Origin of the sequence: Microbacterium saperdae, assembly GCF_006716345.1 — a bacterium.
Classification (GTDB): Bacteria; Actinomycetota; Actinomycetes; order Actinomycetales; family Microbacteriaceae; genus Microbacterium; species Microbacterium saperdae.
Genome location: NZ_VFOX01000001.1, coordinates 33,103 through 51,450, shown reverse-complemented (window position 1 = coordinate 51,450; position 18,348 = coordinate 33,103). Strand labels below are relative to the sequence as shown.

Annotated in this window: 16 protein-coding genes; 2 read left to right on the top strand and 14 right to left on the bottom strand. The window is 69.5% G+C overall.

The annotated features are described in order from the left end of the window. Positions 1-15: 15 nt before the first annotated feature. From FB560_RS00265 to FB560_RS00255, 3 genes are all read right to left on the bottom strand, one after another. Complete coding sequence (locus tag FB560_RS00265) at positions 16-2,274, bottom strand: ABC transporter ATP-binding protein (protein WP_141870526.1); 2,259 nt, start codon at positions 2,272-2,274, stop codon at positions 16-18. After that, positions 2,271-3,998, bottom strand: a complete 1,728-nt coding sequence (locus FB560_RS00260; RefSeq protein WP_141870525.1) for an ABC transporter ATP-binding protein — start codon at positions 3,996-3,998, stop codon at positions 2,271-2,273. The genes FB560_RS00265 and FB560_RS00260 overlap by 4 nt, the downstream gene beginning before the upstream one ends. 248 nt (positions 3,999-4,246) lie before the next feature. After that, a complete protein-coding gene (locus tag FB560_RS00255) occupies positions 4,247-5,308 on the bottom strand; it encodes an enoyl-CoA hydratase/isomerase family protein (RefSeq protein WP_141870524.1) in 1,062 nt (353 codons plus the stop codon). Positions 5,309-5,418: 110 nt separating this feature from the next. On the opposite strand from FB560_RS00255, the gene FB560_RS20830 reads away from it, so the two are divergent. Beyond that, positions 5,419-7,554, top strand: a complete 2,136-nt coding sequence (locus FB560_RS20830; RefSeq protein ID WP_229673353.1) for an ATP-binding cassette domain-containing protein — start codon at positions 5,419-5,421, stop codon at positions 7,552-7,554. A gap of 79 nt (positions 7,555-7,633) precedes the next feature. Here FB560_RS20830 and FB560_RS00245 read toward each other — a convergent pair whose 3' ends face one another. After that, the gene (locus FB560_RS00245) at positions 7,634-8,083 is read right to left on the bottom strand and encodes a hypothetical protein (RefSeq protein ID WP_141870523.1); all 450 of its coding nucleotides are present in this window, start codon (positions 8,081-8,083) and stop codon (positions 7,634-7,636) included. Between the two features lie 158 nt (positions 8,084-8,241). On the opposite strand from FB560_RS00245, the gene FB560_RS00240 reads away from it, so the two are divergent. Further along, the gene (locus FB560_RS00240) at positions 8,242-9,657 is read left to right on the top strand and encodes an HNH endonuclease signature motif containing protein (protein WP_141870522.1); all 1,416 of its coding nucleotides are present in this window, start codon (positions 8,242-8,244) and stop codon (positions 9,655-9,657) included. 14 nt (positions 9,658-9,671) lie between these two features. Here the strand turns inward: FB560_RS00240 and hemL are convergent, their stop codons facing one another. The 10 genes from hemL to hemE all read right to left on the bottom strand — a co-directional run bounded on the left by hemL (position 9,672) and on the right by hemE (position 18,302). Then, on the bottom strand, positions 9,672-10,994 hold the full coding sequence (gene hemL / locus FB560_RS00235; RefSeq protein WP_141870521.1) for a glutamate-1-semialdehyde 2,1-aminomutase: 1,323 nt from the start codon (positions 10,992-10,994) through the stop codon (positions 9,672-9,674). Between the two features lie 33 nt (positions 10,995-11,027). Next, positions 11,028-12,005 (bottom strand): porphobilinogen synthase, encoded by a 978-nt coding sequence (gene hemB, locus FB560_RS00230; RefSeq protein ID WP_141870520.1) that lies wholly within the window; start codon positions 12,003-12,005, stop codon positions 11,028-11,030. After that, entirely contained in the window at positions 12,002-12,796 is a 795-nt protein-coding gene (locus tag FB560_RS00225) for a uroporphyrinogen-III synthase (protein WP_141870519.1), read from the bottom strand. Before FB560_RS00225 ends, hemB begins: the two co-directional genes overlap by 4 nt. Next, positions 12,793-13,791 (bottom strand): hydroxymethylbilane synthase, encoded by a 999-nt coding sequence (gene hemC / locus FB560_RS00220; protein WP_141870518.1) that lies wholly within the window; start codon positions 13,789-13,791, stop codon positions 12,793-12,795. Before hemC ends, FB560_RS00225 begins: the two co-directional genes overlap by 4 nt. 8 nt (positions 13,792-13,799) lie before the next feature. Continuing rightward, positions 13,800-14,477 carry a hydrogen peroxide-dependent heme synthase gene (gene hemQ, locus FB560_RS00215; RefSeq protein ID WP_141870517.1) on the bottom strand — a complete coding sequence of 226 codons (678 nt, stop codon included), beginning with the start codon at positions 14,475-14,477 and terminating at the stop codon, positions 13,800-13,802. A gap of 43 nt (positions 14,478-14,520) precedes the next feature. Continuing rightward, positions 14,521-14,793 (bottom strand): hypothetical protein, encoded by a 273-nt coding sequence (locus tag FB560_RS00210; protein ID WP_141870516.1) that lies wholly within the window; start codon positions 14,791-14,793, stop codon positions 14,521-14,523. Then, positions 14,780-15,187, bottom strand: a complete 408-nt coding sequence (locus FB560_RS00205) for a phage holin family protein (protein WP_141870515.1) — start codon at positions 15,185-15,187, stop codon at positions 14,780-14,782. The genes FB560_RS00210 and FB560_RS00205 overlap by 14 nt, the downstream gene beginning before the upstream one ends. A gap of 1 nt (position 15,188) precedes the next feature. Continuing rightward, positions 15,189-15,635, bottom strand: coding sequence for a hypothetical protein (locus tag FB560_RS00200; protein ID WP_141870514.1), 447 nt, complete (start codon positions 15,633-15,635; stop codon positions 15,189-15,191). A gap of 134 nt (positions 15,636-15,769) precedes the next feature. Next, the gene (locus FB560_RS00195) at positions 15,770-17,284 is read right to left on the bottom strand and encodes a protoporphyrinogen/coproporphyrinogen oxidase (protein WP_141870513.1); all 1,515 of its coding nucleotides are present in this window, start codon (positions 17,282-17,284) and stop codon (positions 15,770-15,772) included. Next, on the bottom strand, positions 17,277-18,302 hold the full coding sequence (gene hemE / locus FB560_RS00190) for a uroporphyrinogen decarboxylase (RefSeq protein WP_141870512.1): 1,026 nt from the start codon (positions 18,300-18,302) through the stop codon (positions 17,277-17,279). The genes FB560_RS00195 and hemE overlap by 8 nt, the downstream gene beginning before the upstream one ends. Positions 18,303-18,348: the final 46 nt, after the last annotated feature.

The following is an 18,348-nucleotide window of genomic DNA, read 5'->3' as shown; positions in this document are numbered from 1 at the left end:
GCTCAGGCGCTGCGATCAGGCAGTGCGGTCGGGACCTTCCGCCGACGGCTTCTCGACCACGGCCTCGGCCGCCACCACCTCGGCTGCCGGCAGCTGTGAGCCCACGGAGGCGCCGATGACCGCCGCAGCGGCTTCATCCTCCGCCTCACCGCTGACGACGACGGGGGTCGAGCCGGTGAGGGCGTCTTCCGCGTCGATGTCGGTCGCGGCCTGCTCGAACTGCGACTGGTACAGGCGCCAATAGGCACCCTGCGCCGCGATGAGCTCGTCGTGCGTGCCCTTCTCTACGATGTCACCGTGCTCCATCACCAGGATGAGGTCGGCATCGCGGATGGTCGACAGACGGTGTGCGATCACGAACGAGGTGCGCCCCTCGCGGAGAGCAGCCATCGCCTTCTGCAGCAGCAGCTCCGTGCGGGTGTCGACGGCCGACGTGGCCTCGTCGAGGATGAGGATCGACGGCTTCGCGACGAACGCCCGTGCGATCGTGATCAGCTGGCGCTCACCGGCCGACACGTTCGCGGCATCCTCGTCGAGCACGGTGTCGTACCCCTCAGGGAGAGCGTGCACGAAGCGGTCGACGTAGGTCGCCGCGGCGGCTTCCTGGACTTCCTCATCGGTCGCGGTCGAGCGGCCGTAGCGGATGTTCTCGCGGATGCTGCCGGCGAACAGCCACGGGTCCTGGAGCACCATGCCCGTGCGCGACCGCAGCTCGTCGCGGGTCACCTCGGCGATGTCCTGCCCGTCGAGCATGATCCGCCCGCCGCTGAGCTCGTAGAAGCGCATGATCAGGTTCACCAGGGTGGTCTTGCCCGCACCGGTCGGTCCCACGATCGCGACGGTCTGACCGGGCTCCACGCGGAACGACAGATCCCGGATGAGCGGACGCTCCGGCGTGTACGAGAACGCGACGTTCTGGAACTCGATCACGCCCTTGCCCTCCACGAGCTCGGGGGCGTCGACGTCGTCGGCCTCCTGCTCATCGGCATCGAGCAGCTCGAAGACCCGCTCGGCCGATGCCGTTCCGGACTGGACCACGGCAGCCATGCCACCCAGCTCGGACAGCGGCTGCGTGAACTGCTGCGAGTACTGGATGAACGCCTGCACGTCGCCGAGGCGGAGCTGCCCGTTCGCGACCATCAGACCACCGAGCACCGCGATGCCCACGTAGCTGAGGTTTCCGACGAACATCATGGCCGGCATGATGATGCCGGACAGGAACTGGGCCTTGAAGCTCGCCTGGAACAGCTCTTCGTTCTCGTCCTGGAACTTCTCCAGCGCATCCTTCTCGCGACCGAAGACCTTCACCAGCGCGTGGCCGGAGAACGCCTCCTCGACACGGGCGTTCAGTCGACCGACCTTGCGCCACTGACTGCCGAAGGCCTTCTGCGACCGCGGCCCGATGATGCCGAAGATCACGCCCATGAGCGGCAGCGTGATCAGGGCGACCAGCGCGAGCTGCCACGAGATCGAGAACATCATCACGAGCACGCCGATCACGGTGAGCACCGAGGTGAGCGCACCGGAGAGCGACTGCTGCATCGTCTGCGTGATGTTGTCGATGTCATTGGTGACGCGCGAGATCAGCTCACCGCGCTGCACCTTGTCGAAGTACGCCAGCGGCAGACGGTTGATCTTCGCCTCGACCGATTCACGCAGCCGCCACATGGTGCGGACCATGATCACGTTGATCACGTAGCCCTGGATCCAGGTGAGGAACGCGGCAGCCACGTAGATGCTGAGGACGGCGGCGATGACCATCCGCAGGGCCTCGAAGTCGATTCCCTGGCCGACCGTGAAGTCGCCCAGCGCCCCGACCTGATTGGCGAAGTCGTTCTGGCCACCGGCACGCAGGGCCTCGACGACGACATCCTGCGAGGTGCCGGCCGGGAAGCCGGGGAAGCCGTCGCTGGGCTGCCCGAGCTGGATGGAGATGAACCCCTTGTAGACGAGGTTGGTCGCCTCGGCGAGCACCTTGGGCGCCGCGACGGTCAGCACGACGCCGATGGCGCCCAGGATCGACACGAAGACGAACCAGAGTGCCGACGGCTTGAGCAGACCGATCATCCGGGCGAAGCTCGGACCGAAGTTGTCGGCCTTGCCCGGCGCCACACTGTCCCAGTCGCCGGAGTTCTGACGCGCCTGCTCCGCGAGCTCGGCCTCGTACTTCTCCTCGGCGGTCAGTTCGGGTTCGATCGTTGCCGCCTTACTGCGGCCGCGCTGCTTCCGGGTACCGGCCCCAGAGCCTGTCGAAGGGTTGCTCTGCTCGCTCATGCGTCCACCCCCAGCTGCGACTCGACGATCTCGCGGTAGGTGTCGCTCGTCGCGAGCAGCTCCTCATGTGTGCCGACGCCGACCATGGTCCCGCCGTCGAGCACGACGATGCGGTCCGCGTCGGTGATGGTGGAGATGCGCTGCGCGACCACGATCTTCGTCACGTGCGGGAGCTCCCGCCACAGCGCCTGGCGGAGCCGGGCATCCGTGGTGAGGTCGAGCGCCGAGAACGAGTCGTCGAACACGAGGATCTGCGGACGATGCACGATCGCACGGGCGATCGCGAGACGCTGGCGCTGACCGCCGGAGACGTTCGTGCCGCCCTGCGCGATGCGCGATTCGAGCCCGTCAGGCATCTCTTCGACGAAGTCGCGGCCCTGTGCGATCTCGAGCGCCTGCCAGAGCTCTTCGTCCGTCGCCTCTTCACGTCCGTAACGCAGGTTGGACGCCACGGTGCCGGTGAACAGGAAGGGGCGCTGCGGCACCAGGCCGATGCTGTCCCACAGCGCCTCGACGTCCGCCTCGCGCACATCGGTGCCGCCGACGTGCACTGCTCCGCCCGAGACGTCGAACAGACGCGGGATGAGCGACACGAGGGTGGTCTTGCCCGAGCCGGTCGATCCGACGATCGCGACCGTCTCACCGGGCTGCGCGGCGAAGCTGATTCCGGTGAGCACCGGGGAGTCGGCGCCGGGGTAGGTGAACTCGACGCCGTCGAGCGCCACGGATCCGGGGATCGGGAACTCGGTGACGCCGTTCTCCGGGCGGACCAGGGTGGACTCGGAGTCGAGGACCTCGCCGATGCGCTCGGCCGAGACCGCGGCGCGCGGGATCATCATCGCCATGAAGCTCGCCATGATGACGCCGCCCATGATCTGGCCGATGTACTGCATGAAGGCGAACAGCGTGCCCACCTGGACGGTGCCGTTGTTCACCTCGATGCCGCCGAACCAGATGACCGAGACGACGGTGACGTTGAGGATGAGCATGAACAGCGGGAAGAGCAACACGAAGAGCGACCCGACCTTGCGTCCGACGTCCATGATGTCGGTGTTCGCGCCGCGGAAGCGCTCTTCCTCGATGCGCTCGCGCACGAACGCACGCACCACGCGGACACCCGTGAGCTGCTCGCGCATGATGCGGTTCACGTTGTCGAGCTTGCCCTGGTAGGTGCGGAACAGGGGCACCATGCGCCCGATCACCAGAGCCGCGAGGATGAGCAGCAGCGGCACAGAGACGGCGATGAGCCAGCTCAGGCCCACGTTGGTCTGGATGGCGAAGACGATGCCGCCGATCGCGAGCAGAGGCGCCGTGACGAGCATGGTCGCGCCCATCATGGCGAGCATCTGCACCTGCTGCACGTCGTTCGTGTTGCGGGTGATGAGCGAGCCGGCGCCGAACTGCGACACCTCGCGCTCGGAGAAACCGCTGACCTTGCCGAAGACGTCGGCACGGATGTCGCGGCCGGCGCCCATCGCGGCGCGCGCCGCGAAGTAGGTCGCGGTGACGGAAGCGATGATCTGCCCCAGCGACACGGCCAGCATGAACAGACCGGTGCTCCAGATGTAACCGGTGTCACCGAGGGCGACGCCCTTGTCGATGATGTCGGCGTTGAGGCGCGGAAGGTAGAGGGTCGCTGCGACACTCGCGAGCTGGAAGACCAGCACGGCGAGCAGCAGCCATCGGTATCGAGACAGATAACGGAGGAGGATTTTTCCCAGCACAGGCGGACTTTCTAGGAAGGATGAATCGGCGGATTTCTCGGCTGACGGATGCCGACCGACAATCGGCCACAAGAAAGAGTGCCACGAAGCGCCGACATTCGTATCCCCCTATCGGGGGACCTTCGCTGACAGCGAACCTTTCCGTGGTCCGGCCAGCGATTTCTGCACCGGGCCGAACAAGTCGACACCTCGTGCCAAGTCGAGGCACGGGCGAAGGAGAAGAGTGGGGAAGGAGAGGCGGCGAGCGCTCAGAAGAGCGGATGCCGAGGCACGTACGCCCGCGCCTCCGCGCCGGCATCCGGTGCCAGCTCGGCGAGCGTGGCGGGCTGCCACCGGGGGTTGCGATCCTTGTCCACCAGCTGTGCGCGGATTCCTTCGACGAGGTCGGGGTGCTCGTTCACGAACCAGAGCACCCGGCGGTACTCGCCCTCCAGCGCGGCGCGGAGTCCCGATGCCTCGCGTGCCTCGCGCACCGCATCGAGCGTCACGACGAGACCGGTCGGCGCGAGCCCCTCGAGCAGGTCGGCGATGGCGGCGGCATCCGTACTGCCCTGCGCCTGGAGCCGTCCGACGATCTCCGCGACGGTCGGCGCCGAGAAGGCCTCGTCGATCGCGGGGCGGAGGGAGGGCAGAGTCGTCGGCTCCGGGGTCTCGTCGAAGAGCAGCACGATCTCGCTGGGCCCGGTGGGGTCGGCGCGGAAGGCGAGCGCCTCGCGCAGCGCGTCGAGCCGATCGGACGGCACGAAGTGGTCCGCGAAGCCGAGGTAGACGGCATCCGCGCCGTTCATCGTCTGGCCGGTGAGCCCGAAGTATTCGCCGAATCGTCCGGGTGCCCGGCCGAGGAGCCAGGTGCCGCCGACGTCCGGAGTGAATCCGATGCGGGTCTCGGGCATCGCCAGCTTCGAGCGCTCCGTGACGATACGGATCGCGGCGTGGCCGGCGAGGCCGATGCCGCCGCCCATCGTGATGCCGTCGGCGAGGGCGACGACCGGCTTGGGGTACTCGGCGATCAGCGCGTTCAGCGCGTACTCGGCGCGGAAGAACTCCGCCGTCTCCTCCGCGCGTCCGCCCACGATCTGGGCGTGCAGGGCTCGCACATCTCCGCCCGCGCACATGCCGCGCTCGCCCTCTCCGTCGATCAGGACGATCTGCACGTCGGTGTTCTCACGCCAGGCGTGGAGCGTCTGGGTGAGGATCTCGATCATGCCGAGGTCGAGCGCGTTGATCGCCTCGGGACGATTGAGCGTGAGCCGGCCGAGGGCTCCTTCCGTGCGGATGAGGACGCGGGGAGCAGGCGTGGATTCGGTCACGGGAGCCAGGCTACTCCGATCCCACGACGCGGGATTCCGCATGAAATACGCGATCCGAGCGCTTTTCCGGCAGGATAGAGGGAAGTGCCCAATGCAAGGAGAGGTCGCGGATGCCCGACGGACAGGTGCTCGAGTTCACACATGTGACGAAGCGCTTCAATGAGGTGACCGCCGTCTCGGACCTCTCTGCCCGTGTCGAGCCCGGTGCAGTCACTGCTTTCCTCGGCCCCAACGGGGCCGGCAAGACCACGACGCTGCGCATCCTGCTCGGTCAGGTGCGTGCCACGTCCGGTACCGCCACGATCGGCGGGACGACGTACGCAGAGCTCCGCCAGCCGCTGCGCACCATCGGCTCCGTGCTCGAGGAGACGGTCTACCGTCCCCGCCGCACGGCCAGTCGGCAGCTGACGATCGCGGCGAAGGCGAACGGCATCCCGCTCTCCCGCGTCGACGAGGTGCTCGCACTGGTCGGACTCGACGGTGAAGGCGATTCCCGCATCGGCGGGTTCTCGCTCGGCATGCGTCAGCGGCTGAGCGTCGCGCACGCGCTGCTCGGCGACCCCGGCGCTCTCGTCTTCGACGAGCCGGCGAACGGTCTCGATCCCGAGGGGATCCGCTGGATGCGTCTGCTGATGCGCCGCCTGGCGGATGAGGGACGCACCGTCCTCGTCTCCTCGCATGTGCTCAGCGAGGTCGAGCAGGTGGCCGACAACGTGCTGGTGCTCTCGAAGGGCCAGCTGGTGCTCTCCAGCGGCATCGAGAAGCTCGCCGACCCGACGGCCGGCTCGGTCGTCGTGGATGCCGTGGACCGTGCCGCGCTCACGGCCGCACTCTCGACCGCCGGCTTCGACGTGGAGGTGCTGCGCTCCGGCCTCACCGTGCGCGGCGGAGACGCAGGAACGGTCGGCGCCGTCGCAGCTCAGGCCGGCATCGCGTTGAGCACGCTCGTGCAGCGTGGTCCGACGCTGGAGGACGTGTTCATCGAGCTGGTCCGCGGCGGCAAGCTGGAGCCGCGCGCTTCGGCCGCCGCGTCGCAGCTCGCACTCGCACCGACTTTCGCGGTCCCCGCCGCAGACGCCGACTCCCCTGCCGAGGAGGCCCCGGCGGAGGAAGGCTCCCCGAACGCCGAGGACGCCGGGGACGACACGCTGATCGCCGAGATCGCCGAGGTCACGGCCGTCTCGGCTGCGGTGTCGGAGACGGCTCCCTCGGATCCGACTGCCGCCGCGGCGATCGCCGCCGGCGCCGACCCTGCGCCCGAGGAGAAGGCGTTCTCCGACGAGGATGCCATCGCCGCCGCCGTGGCGGAGGTCGCGGAGAGCATCCGCGCATCGGAGAATGTGCACCACGCGGACCCCGAACTCGCAGCCGACACCGAGCTCACGGCCGACACCGACGAAGAGGACGCGATCGCGCAGATCGCCGTCGATGAGGCCGTCGCCGCGGATGAGGCTCTCACCGAGGCGTCTGAGACATCCGAGGCATCCGAGGCATCCGAGGTGCCGTCCGAGACGTCCACTCCCTCTTTCGACGAGATCCTGTTCGGCACCGCGGCTCCCGTCGCCGCCGCGTCGACGCCGTCGGACGCGGATGACGAGCCTGTGCACGACGTCAGCCAGATCTTCGCCGACAGCGAGGACGACGAGGCGCGCGAGTCTGACGAGGACGCCCCGGAGGCGACCGATCTCGCGGCGCCGGAGGGTCAGGACCCTGAGGTCACCGAGGTGGACGACGCCGAGACCGAACCCGTCGAGGCGCCCGCCGCCTCCGACGACGAGTCCGCAGAAGAGGACTCCGCGGGAATCGAGATCTTCGACGGCCTCGAGGGCGCGAGCGACCAGTCCGAGGGCGAGCAGTCCGATGGCGAGCAGTCCGAGGACGACCCCCGCTCCGCTGCGGTGAGCTCGATGCTCGCTGCCGCGGCTCGCGCCTACTACGAGGACGAGCCCAAGGACTACCCGCTCGGCGCAGAGACGTCCGAAGATTCTTCGGGATCCGGGGAATCGACATCGTGGAGTGTCGCATCCACGGGTGTCATCGACACCGTGCCCGCCGCGACCCCCGTCGATCACGATGCGGACGATGCCCCGGCATCCGATGAGCACGTCGAGGGCGAGCACCACCACCACGATGGCGACCACCACCACGAGGGCGAGCACCACCACGATGGTGACCAGCACCACCACGACGGTGACCACCACCACGAGGGCGACCACCACCACGAGGGCGAGCACCGTCAGGACTGACGGACATACCGCTCCGACATGTGAGAAGCCCTCCGCGACCTTTCGGTTGCGGAGGGCTTCTCACATGTCATCTGGTCTGTCAGGCGGGCCGGGGGCGGATCACCGGACGACGGCTGCCCTTCGTCACAGGAGTCGGCGCCGTCGCCACGATCTCCTCGACATCGGCTGCTTCGCTGGACACCTCGAGACGCAGCGCCTGTGTGAGCGCGAGCCCGTGCCGGGTCGTGAGGATCAGGCGCCGGTACTGCGCGTCTCCGTCGAGGTCGATCACGACTGACGGACGACGGCGACGGATCAGCACGAAGTCGAGGCTGCCCGCAGCCTTCCAGCTGCCGGCCGCGAGGACACCGGGGATGTGCGTGCCGGGATTCGGTACGCCCCGCAACCAGGTCCACGCGTCGTCGATCAACTGCACCTTGGTGATGGTCTCGCGCACGATCCGGAGATTCTCGCGGTGGAAGGTCGCGGCACGCTCGATCGGCGAGAGCACGACCTCCAGTTGCGTCTGATCCAACAGCAACGTCACCATGAGTCCAGTCTGCCAGCGCGGTCCTGCCAGTTGTCTGGAAGTTGCTCACAGGAACGCAACGATCCATTGTCGAAACCCACCATCGGAGCAGCGCTCCTGAGCATCTCAGCTGTGGATGACTTCCCCCGAGTGTCGTACATATGTTCTAGGCTAGCAGCATGCCACAGACCCCCTCCGACCACATCGAACAGCGTGCGACGCTGCTCGACGCGTGGGTGGAGAAGCGGCGACAGATCGCCAGACTCGAGGCGGAATCCGCCGAACTGCTCGTCGATCGGCTGCTCCTGCGCGACGCCGACACACGGGAGAGTCCGTACCATCGCGACACGATCCACCGGTCGATGATCGCCGAGTACTCGGCGGCCGCCCGCGTCTCGCAGGGAAGCGTCGAGTACGCGTTCTCCGACGCGGCCTTCCTCGACTCCGATCACCCTGCCGCCCGCGAGTCGTTCCGTCGGGGCGCGATCACGGGCGCCCATGTACGCGAGATCGTCCGCGCCGGCACGATCGTGCGAGAGGCGGTCCGTGAAGGGAGAGCGGATGCCGGGGCGCTGGACCTGTACGACGCCGCCGCAGTGGTCGTCGCCGAGAACGAGACCCCGGCCCGCACCCGTGCTCTGGTGCGCCAGATCGCCGCAGCGCTGGCCGGCGAGACGCTGGTCGACCGCCATCGACGCGCCTCCTCGGAGCGCAATGTCACGATGCGCTCCGTCGACGACGGGCTCGCGCTGATCTCCATCGTGCTTCCCGAACACCTGGCCGCCGCGATCATGGACCGTCTCACGCAGCTCGCGCGTCAGGTGATCGCGGCTCGCGACGACGTCGAACCGGTGCTCTCCCCCGACGGGCTCGACTCCGGTGAGAATCCGATCTTCCCCGAAGACCTCGACTGGAGCGCACCCGGCCTCGACGAGTGGGCCATCTTCGGCGAACGAGACACCTTCACGACAGATCCTCTACCCGAGCCGAGCCCGATCATCGTCCCTGCCGATACGCGCACCATGGACCAGGTGCGCACAGATCTCCTCACCGACCTGCTGCTGGCGGCCGACCCCAGCGAGGCGGCGGGTGCGGGCATCGATCAGGTGCGGGCGCACATCCAGGTGACGGTCGCTGCCACGACGCTCCTCGGGGCCGATGACCGCCCGGCAGAACTCGACGGTTTCGGACCGATCGATCCCGACATCGCCCGCGATCTCGCCGGGCGCAACGGCGGATGGTCCCGGCTGTTCCTCGATCCGGCGGGGATGGTGGTCGAGACCGACACGTACAGTCCGACAGAGGGGATGCGTCGGTTCCTGCGGGCGCGCGATCAGCACTGCCGCTTCCCCGGCTGCCGCATGCCGGTGCGCCGCTGCCAGATCGATCACAACCACGACCATGCCCGGGGCGGGCGGACGAGCCTGTCCAACCTCAGCCACTTCTGCGCGGGTCACCACGTGCTCAAGCATCCGGACGTCGATGAACACCATCGATGGACCGCTCGACAGCTCCCCGACCGAAGCCTCGACTGGGTCAGTCCGCTCGGGCGGCACTACAGCGATCCACCACCGCGTCGGGTGATGTTCGTCTGAGCAGGTCCTCGCGCTCAGGCCTGGGCGGCCGCCGCTGCCTCCGCCGCGACGGGGAGCGCAGCCTCGATGCGCTGGAGCTCGTCCTCCCCGTGAGCAGCGGTGAGGAACCAGGCCTCGAAGACGCTGGGCGGGAGAGCGATCCCCTGTTCGCGCAGCGAGTGGAAGAACGGGGCGTAGCGGAATGACTCCTGCGCCTGCGCCTCGGCGTAGTCGCGCGGAGCGGAGGCCCGGAACGACGCGTTGAACAGGTTGCCGGCCTTCGCGACAGCGTGCGTCACCCCGGCACCCGTGAGCGCGGCTGCGAGCGCGGTGGAGACCCGGTCCGCAGCGGCATCCACGGTCGCGTAGACATCGGGGGTCGCCAGACGCAGTGTCGCCAGACCTGCCGCGACCGAGAGCGGATTCCCCGAGAGCGTTCCCGCCTGGTACACCGGCCCGAGGGGGGCGAGGAGGTCCATGACCTCGGCGCGGCCTCCGAGTGCGGCGAGCGGCATCCCTCCACCGACGACCTTGCCGAACGTGACGATGTCCGGGAGGTACTCCTCCCCCGCGGCGGCCTGCAGACCCCAGAATCCGGCGGAGTGCACCCGGAAGCCGGTGAGCACCTCATCGAGGATCATCAGGGCGCCGTGGGCGTGGGCGGTGTCGGCGATCAGCCGGTTGAAGCCCGGCAGCGGAGCGACCACGCCCATGTTCGCAGCCGACGCCTCCACGATGACCGCGGCGATGCGCGGGCCGTGCTCGGCGAAGACCGCCGCAAGAGCATCCGGGTCGTTGTAGCCGATCACGAGGGTCTGCGCGGCGATCGGCGCCGGCACCCCGGCCGACCCGGGGAGCGCCAGCGTCGCGACACCGGAACCGGCCTCCGCGAGCAGTCCGTCGGAGTGTCCGTGATAGTGCCCGGCGAACTTCACCAGCAGATCGCGGCCGGTGGCACCGCGGGCCAGACGGATCGCGGTCATGGTCGCCTCGGTACCGGTCGACACCAGACGCACGCGCTCGATCGGACGTGTCTCGCCGAAGCGCACGCGCTCCGCGATCACGGCGGCGAGCTCGACCTCACCCTCGGTCGGCGCACCGAACGAGAGACCGCGCGTCGCCGCCTCCTGCACAGCGGCGACGACCTCGGGGTGCGCGTGACCGAGGAGCGCGGGACCCCACGAGGCGACGAGGTCGATGTACTCGTTGCCCGCGGCGTCCGTGACGGTCGCGCCCTTCGCGGATGCGAGGAAGCGGGGCGTGCCGCCGACGGAGCCGTAGGCGCGCACCGGGGAGTTCACCCCGCCGGGGATCACCGCGCGAGCGGCAGAGAACAGGTCGTCATTGCGGTCGGTCATGATGATGCTCCGAAGAAGAGAAGACGGTACGGCTCAGGCGCGCAGCCAGCGCGCGGCCTCGGTCGCCCAGTAGGTCAGCACCGCGTCGGCGCCGGCGCGGCGGATCGACAGCAGCGACTCCAGGATGGCCGCGCGGCGATCGATCCACCCGTTCGCCGCGGCGGCCTCGATCATGGCGTACTCACCGGACACCTGGTATGCCCAGACCGGAATACTGACGGTGTCGCGCACCTCGCGCAGCACGTCGAGGAAGGCCATGGCAGGCTTCACCATCACGATGTCGGCGCCTTCGGCCTCGTCGACGACGGCCTCGCGGACGCCCTCCCGACGGTTGCCGGGACCGAGCTGATACGTGCGGCGGTCACCGGTCAGCTGCGAATCGACGGCCTCGCGGAACGGACCGTAGAAGGCGCTGGCGTACTTCGCGGCGTACGCCAGGATCAGCGTCTGCGTGAATCCCTCGGCGTCGAGTGCGGCGCGGATGACGGCGACCTGGCCGTCCATCATCCCCGACAGCCCGAGCAGCTGGGACCCGGCGCGCGCCTGCGCGAGCGCCATCGACGTGTACCGTTCGAGCGTCGCGTCGTTGTCCACCGACCCGTCGGCCGCGAGCACGCCGCAGTGGCCGTGATCGGTGAACTCATCCAGGCACAGGTCGGTCTGCACGACGAGCGCATCGCCGACCTCGGCAGCCAGCACCTCGGTCGCCACGTTCAGGATCCCGTGCGGGTCGTCCGCTCCCGAGCCACGGGCGTCGCGCACGGCAGGAACGCCGAACAGCATCACACCGCCGACACCCGCCTCAGCGGCTTCGACGGCCGCCGCGCGCAGCGAGTCCAGCGAGTGCTGGGCGACGCCGGGCATGGAACCGATCGCGACCGGCTCGCTGAGACCTTCGCGAACGAACATCGGCAGCACGAGCTGCCGCGGCTGGAGAGAGGTCTCGCGCACGAGATCGCGTACTGCCGGCGACTGGCGCAGGCGCCTCAACCGGACGTCGGGGAAGCTCACGGCGCGAACTCGTCCGCCGCGTGCGGAAGCGTGAAGTGCGAGACGGCATCGATCAGCGCGTCGACCGTCTGTCGGTCGGCGACGACCGAGACCGGAAGCCCGGCCTTCTGCGCATCGCGAGCCGTGCGCGGTCCGATCGCGGCCAGCAGTGTCTCGTCGGGGATCTCCGGGAACTGTTCGCGCACCTGCTCCGCGACCGACCCGCTCGTGATGAGGATCGCGTTGATGCGGCCGTTCTCGACATCCCGCTTGATGCGGTCCGTGACGGGGACGCCGACCGTACGGTAGGCCACGACGCTGTGCACATCGTGCCCGGCCTCCGACAGCAGACGGCTCAGCACGGGCTTCGCGATCTCGCTGCGCAGCGCGAGGATGCGCCGGGGGTCGGTCTCGAGCGCGATGAGCTGCTCGGCCATCCCTTCGGCGGAGTTGTCCTGCTCCGGCACCAGGGCGACTTCATAGCCCACGGCCTGAAGGGCAGCTGCGGTCGTCTCTCCGACTGCGGCGATGCGCGTCGAGGGTGGCACGGCCGCGCGGTGGGCGAACAGCACGTCGACGGTCGTCGCGCTCGTGACGGTGAGCCAGTCGAACTCGCCGGCCGCCAACTGCTCCAGGGCGACGTCGAGCGCCGCCTGGTCGGTCGTGGGTGCGAAATTGATCAACGGCGCGACGACGGGGATCGCTCCCTGTGCGCGCAGGCTGGCGGCGACGCCGTCGCCCCACGGCCCTCCGCGGGGCACGAGGATGCGCCAGCCGTCCAGTGGTCGGTCCTGCTTCATATCGGATGTCATGAGGAAAGATGCTCTCGGGAGACGAGGTCGGCCGCCCCTTGATCGAGCAACCGACGGGCAACAGTCAACCCGAGCTCGCGCGCTGCGTGCATCGGGCCTGCACCATCGGCAGCATCCGCTCCATTGCCACTGCCGTTCCGACGAATATACTCCCCGTTCAGGTCTTCCGTGACGTCGAGGCCGATCCGACGGTCTCCTTCGGCCGAGTAGACCACTGTTCTGACCCGCACCGATGAGCCTTCGACCACCGCATGCGCGGCCATCGGCGCCTGGCATCCGGCGTCCAGGCCCTCCAGGATCGCGCGCTCGACCGTGATCGCCAGACGAGTCGGGCCGTGGTCGAGCGCGGCGAGGGCGGCGAGCAGTTCGGCGGGCGCATCCGCTGTCGTCTCCACGGCCAGCGAACCCTGACCGGGGGCGGTCGGCCACTCGGCGAGCCCGAGCTCCTCGCGTCGCAGGGGTGAGTCCGCCTCGAGCCGCGACAGGCCGGCGGCGGCGAGGATGACGGCATCCAGCTCGCCGGAAGCGACGCGCGCCAGACGCGAGTCGACGTTGCCGCGGATGTCGACGACCTCCGCGTGCGGTGCGCGTCGGCGCACCTGGGCGATCCGACGCGGTGCGCCGGTTCCCACGGTGCTGCCCGAGCGGAGCGCATGCAGCGGGATGCCGTCACGCGTGAGCACGACATCTCGCGCATCTTCGCGCTCCGGCGTGGCCGCGATCACGAGACCCGCGGGGATCGCGGTCGGCAGATCCTTGAGCGAGTGGACGAGGAAGTCGCACTCGCCGGAGAACAACGCCTCGCGCAGCCGCGTGGCGAAGATGCCCTGGCCGCCGATCTCGGACAGCGACGCCCGATTCGTGTCTCCCTCTGAGGTGATCGGCACGAGCTGCACCGGACGCCCGGTCACCTTCTCGAGCGCCGTCGCGACATGACCGGACTGCGCCTGCGCGAGTGCGCTGCGCCGGGTACCCAAACGGATCGGAGTGGTCATCGCGCGGCCTACTGCAGCACGTCCGCGATCTCGTCGAACCGGAGCCTGCGCCCGGTGTAGAAGGGCAGCTCCTCCTTCACGTACAGACGCGCATCGGTGTACCGCAGGTCGCGCATGAGGTCGACGAGCTCGGTCACGTCATCCGCCTCGAGGGGCAGGATCCACTCGTAGTCGCCGAGCGCGAAGGCCGCGACGGTGTTGGCGATGACGCCCGTGAATGCGGCGCCCTTGCGTCCGTGATCCGCGAGCATCTTGCGACGCTCGTCCTCGGGGGCGAGGTACCACTCCGGCGTGCGCACGAACGGGTACAGGCAGAGCCAGTCCTTGGGCTCGACGCCGCGCAGGAACCCGGGCACGTGGGCGCGGTTGAACTCGGCGTCGCGGTGCACGCCCATGACGTTCCACACCGGCAGCAGCGAGCGGAGCAGCTCGGTGCGGCGCAGTCGACGCAGCGCGCGCTGGAGCTCCTCGGCCGTCTCGCCGTGCAGCCAGACCATGAGGTCCGCATCGGCCTTGAGGCCGGAGACGTCGTAGAAGCCGCGCACGGTCACGCCCGAGTCCTCGACGTAGGAGACGATCGTCTCCAGCTCCGTCGAGTCGGACTCCGTGACGGCCACATCGGGATTGCGTCGCCAGACCGCCCAGAGGGTGAAGCCGGACGGGTTCTCTTCGCGCACTTCGGACATGACCCCAGTCTGCCCTCTTTGTCGAGCGCCCGCGAACGCGGAGTCAGCGTGAGAGGGCGCGGGCGATCACCCAGACCGCGCCGCCGACCACGGCGGCGATTCCGACGGCAGCCGCGGCGGCGCCGATCGGGTTGCGGTCGGCGAAGGTGCGCGCCTTGGCCGCTGCCCGTGCCGACGCCTTCTCGACGCGACGCGGGATGTTGCCCTTGACCTCGATCGCGGCGAGAGCGGCCTTCAGCTCGGCACGTGCCGAGGCGACGGGGTCGACGATCCCCGCGGGGACGACCGTGCGGGGGAGGTTGTCAGATACGGTCATCGCCGGCGTCCTTCACGAGTCGGATGTCCTCGGCCACCGCCTGAGCGGGGTTCTGCCGGGCGAGGACCTTGCGGAACTTCAGGATGCCGAGCAGTGCGAAGAACAGCACGGCGAGGATGAGGATGCCGAACACGGCGATCGCCGACAGCCAGACCGGCCACCAGGACGACAGCCCGGCGATCGCGAACACGAGCACGACCGGCACCGCCCAGAACAGGAAGAACAGGGCGACCAGGAACCAGACCGAACCGATACCGGCGTCCTTGGCCGTCCGCGAGATCCATGCCTTCGCCGCGTTGATCTCGGCCTTGACGAGGTTCGTGACGAGGTCGGGCAGGTCGCCGATGAGGGTCAGCAGACCGTCGTCGGCTCGATCCCGGTATCCGCGAGGCATCTCAGGCGCCGGCCTTCTTGGTGGTCGCGCTCTTGGTCGCCGTGGTCTTCGACGCTGCGGTCTTGGTGGCCGGCTTCTTCGCTGCCGGCTTCTTGGCGGCCGACTTCGCCGCGTCCTTGGCGGCGTCGACGGCGTCTTCGGCCGCATCCGCCACCTCGGCAGCGGCATCCTTGCTCTTCGCGATCGCGGAGTCGAGCTTCTGCCCCGGGGTGCCGTTGCCCTGGACGGACTTCACGATCTTCACCGCGCCGTTCCAGATCACGCCGGGCACGGCAGCAGCCTTGTCGCCGAGGAAGCTCTTCGCCTGCTCCACGCGCTCCTGCACGGGATCGAGCTCCCACACCTTGAGCCACTGCGTCTTGATCTGCTCGTAACGCTCGCGTCCGGCACGTGTGCCGAGGACGTACCCCACGCCGAGTCCGACGACGAGTCCGATCTTCCCCTTCATGGGGTCTCCTCACGTTGTTCCGGTCGAGCCGCAGGCTTCGATCCCCGTCGGCCAGGTTCCCAGCGTAACCCCGTATGCCGATTTCGGCATCTAAACGTCAGGGGGTTGACAGGCAGGGCCGATCCAGGCTCACGTCAATCCCACAGCAGGGCGCGGCGAAGTCGATCCGCTTCGGCCACCGCATCCGGCACGACCTGCGCGAGCCCCGTGCCCGCCAACCAGGCGCCGACGACGGCCAGCCCCGGCGTCTCCTGCACAGCGGCGCGCGCTGCCGAACGCCGCTCCCCCGAGCCGATGATCGACGCGGGCTGCGACTGGATGTACCGCGAGCGCTCGGCGGCGACCAGAGACGCCGCCGGCAGAGGCACGCCCAGCAGCGCCGATGCCTCGCTCAGCGCCAGGGCTGCGGCGGCATCGTCATCGAGCTCGGCGGTCGCGGCGGGCTCTCCCTGTGCGCCGAAGGACACGCGGACGACGTGGCGGCCTCCGGCGGCCTGACGCACCCAGTCCCACTTGGCGGTCGAGTGCGTGAGTGCCTTCGCGGTGTGGCTGCCCGGCACCGTGAGCACTCCGGTGCCGCGCGGCGCCGCATCCAGCGCGGGCGCGTCGAGCAGCAGGGTCACGAGCTCGATCTGCGGCGCCTCGGCCGCGTCCGCGGTGCGGAGAGCGGGGACGGCCTCGGCCAGCAGCGCACGCGCCGCGTACTCCTCTGTCGCCACGATCACGGCGTCGGCGGCGAACTCGTTCTCGACCGGTGCGGCGGAGTCGTCGTCCGAGTCCGCCGCGGCGTCCTCCCCGGCGTCCGCCACCTGAGCCGCGACCACGCGCCACCCGGATCCGTCTCGCGAAAGGAGCTCCACGGGAGTCGCGGTGCGCACATCGACCTCGAGGCGCGCGAGGTCGGCGACGAGCGCATCGACAAGCACCGTCATCCCGCCGACGAGGCCCTCCACGGCAGCACCCGGGGCCTTCGCCGCACCCGTCGCGGCCGTGTCACGGAGCGCCTGCACGGCGCCGGAGAGGGAACCAACGCGGGTGAGAGCGGCGTTGAGCCCCGGGGCCGCGACATCGACGTCGACGTCGTCCGGCGATGCCGAGTAGACCCCTGTCGTCACCGGGGCGACGAGGCGGTCGCGCACCTTCACTCCCATGCGCGATGCCACCAGGCGTCCGAGGCTCAGCTGATGGCCGATCGTCAGCGGCGGTCGCACGCGGTCCACATACGCCCGCCACGCGCCGGACCAGCCGATGATGCGGCGCACGTCGTCCTGGAACGGATTCGCGGGGATGCCGAGCAGTCCGCCGACCGGCAGCGGTGCGGCACCGACACCGGGGATCCCGGCCAGCCAGGCGCGGCCCGCCGCGGGTGCGACGATGCGGTCCGTGAGGCCGAGCTCCGCCAGCAGCGTCCGCACGTGGCCGCCACGGGTCGCGAAGCTCTCCGCTCCCGCATCCAGCGCGACGCCGTCGAGCTCGGTGCGGCGGATCGCTCCACCCACGGCATCCGTGGCCTCCAGCAGCGTCACGCGCATGCCGACCTTGGCGCATTCACGGGCGGCGAGCAGGCCGCCGATGCCTCCGCCGATCACCACGACCCGCGTCTCGGCGGCGCGTGCCGCGAGCACCGCAGGCGCGGGTGCCTCAGCCATGCGCGTGCACCAGCTCGACGATGCGGGTCAGCTGGTCGGGGTCGGTCTCCGGCGGGACGCCGTGGCCGAGGTTGAGGATGTGGGCCCTGGCCGCACGGCCGCGGGCCAGCACGTCGCGCACATGCGCCTCGAGCACCGGCCACGGCGCCGACAGCAGCGCCGGATCGATGTTGCCCTGCACCGTGGTGTCGGGGCCGAGCAGCGCGGCGGCCTCGTCGAGCGGCTGGCGCCAATCGACGCCGACCGCGTCGACCGCACCGTCGAGGCGCATGTCGGCGAGGAACGGTCCTGTGCCCACGCCGAAGTGGATCTTCGGGATGTCGATGCCCTCGAGCGCGGCGCGCGAGTGCGGCGCCACGAACGCGCGGTAGTCGGCCGGGTTGAGGGAACCGGCCCACGAGTCGAAGAGCTGCACGGCGGATGCCCCGGCGTCGCGCTGCGCGGCCAGGAAGGCGCGGGAGATCTGCGCGAGCCACCCGGCCAGACGGTTCCAGGAATCGGGGTCGGCGTGCATCATGGCCCGCGCACGGAGGTGCTCCTTGGAGGGGCCGCCCTCGACGAGGTAGGCCGCGAGCGTGAACGGTGCTCCGGCGAATCCGATGAGAGGGATGTCGCCGAGCTCTGCCGTCACCAGACGCACCGCCTCGGCGATCGCGGTCGAGTCCAGGGATGCCGGGTCGATCGCGGTGATGCGGTCGACGTCGGCGGCGCTGCGCACCGGGTTCGCGAACACGGGACCACGACCGGGCTCGATTTCGACCTCGACGCCCGCGAGACGCAGCGGGATCACGATGTCGCTGAAGAACACCGCGGCATCCACGCCGTGTCGACGCACGGGCTGCAGGGTGATCTCGGCCGCGAGCTCCGGGGTCAGGCAGGCGTCCAGCATCCGCGTTCCGACGCGCAGCTCGCGGTACTCCGGCAGGGATCGACCTGCCTGACGCATGAACCAGACCGGGGTCTGGGCCGGGCGGTCACCGGCGAGGGCGCGCAGAAGTGGAGCATCGGAGAGGGCCATGCCTCCATCCTCCCACCCGTGTTCTATGAGTGTGCGGAGATGCCCC

Excerpts from the sequence above, each read along its gene's own strand:
- FB560_RS00240 (WP_141870522.1), top strand. The coding sequence starts at position 8,242 with ATGCCACAGACCCCCTCCGACCACATCGAACAGCGTGCGACGCTGCTC.
- FB560_RS00265 (WP_141870526.1), bottom strand. The coding sequence starts at position 2,274 with ATGAGCGAGCAGAGCAACCCTTCGACAGGCTCTGGGGCCGGTACCCGG.
- FB560_RS00205 (WP_141870515.1), bottom strand. The coding sequence starts at position 15,187 with ATGCCTCGCGGATACCGGGATCGAGCCGACGACGGTCTGCTGACCCTC.
- hemC (WP_141870518.1), bottom strand. The coding sequence starts at position 13,791 with ATGACCACTCCGATCCGTTTGGGTACCCGGCGCAGCGCACTCGCGCAG.
- FB560_RS00245 (WP_141870523.1), bottom strand. The coding sequence starts at position 8,083 with ATGGTGACGTTGCTGTTGGATCAGACGCAACTGGAGGTCGTGCTCTCG.
- FB560_RS00200 (WP_141870514.1), bottom strand. The coding sequence starts at position 15,635 with ATGAAGGGGAAGATCGGACTCGTCGTCGGACTCGGCGTGGGGTACGTC.
- hemQ (WP_141870517.1), bottom strand. The coding sequence starts at position 14,477 with ATGTCCGAAGTGCGCGAAGAGAACCCGTCCGGCTTCACCCTCTGGGCG.
- FB560_RS20830 (WP_229673353.1), top strand. The coding sequence starts at position 5,419 with ATGCCCGACGGACAGGTGCTCGAGTTCACACATGTGACGAAGCGCTTC.
- hemE (WP_141870512.1), bottom strand. The coding sequence starts at position 18,302 with ATGGCCCTCTCCGATGCTCCACTTCTGCGCGCCCTCGCCGGTGACCGC.
- FB560_RS00195 (WP_141870513.1), bottom strand. The coding sequence starts at position 17,284 with ATGGCTGAGGCACCCGCGCCTGCGGTGCTCGCGGCACGCGCCGCCGAG.
- hemL (WP_141870521.1), bottom strand. The coding sequence starts at position 10,994 with ATGACCGACCGCAATGACGACCTGTTCTCTGCCGCTCGCGCGGTGATC.
- FB560_RS00210 (WP_141870516.1), bottom strand. The coding sequence starts at position 14,793 with ATGACCGTATCTGACAACCTCCCCCGCACGGTCGTCCCCGCGGGGATC.
- FB560_RS00225 (WP_141870519.1), bottom strand. The coding sequence starts at position 12,796 with ATGACATCCGATATGAAGCAGGACCGACCACTGGACGGCTGGCGCATC.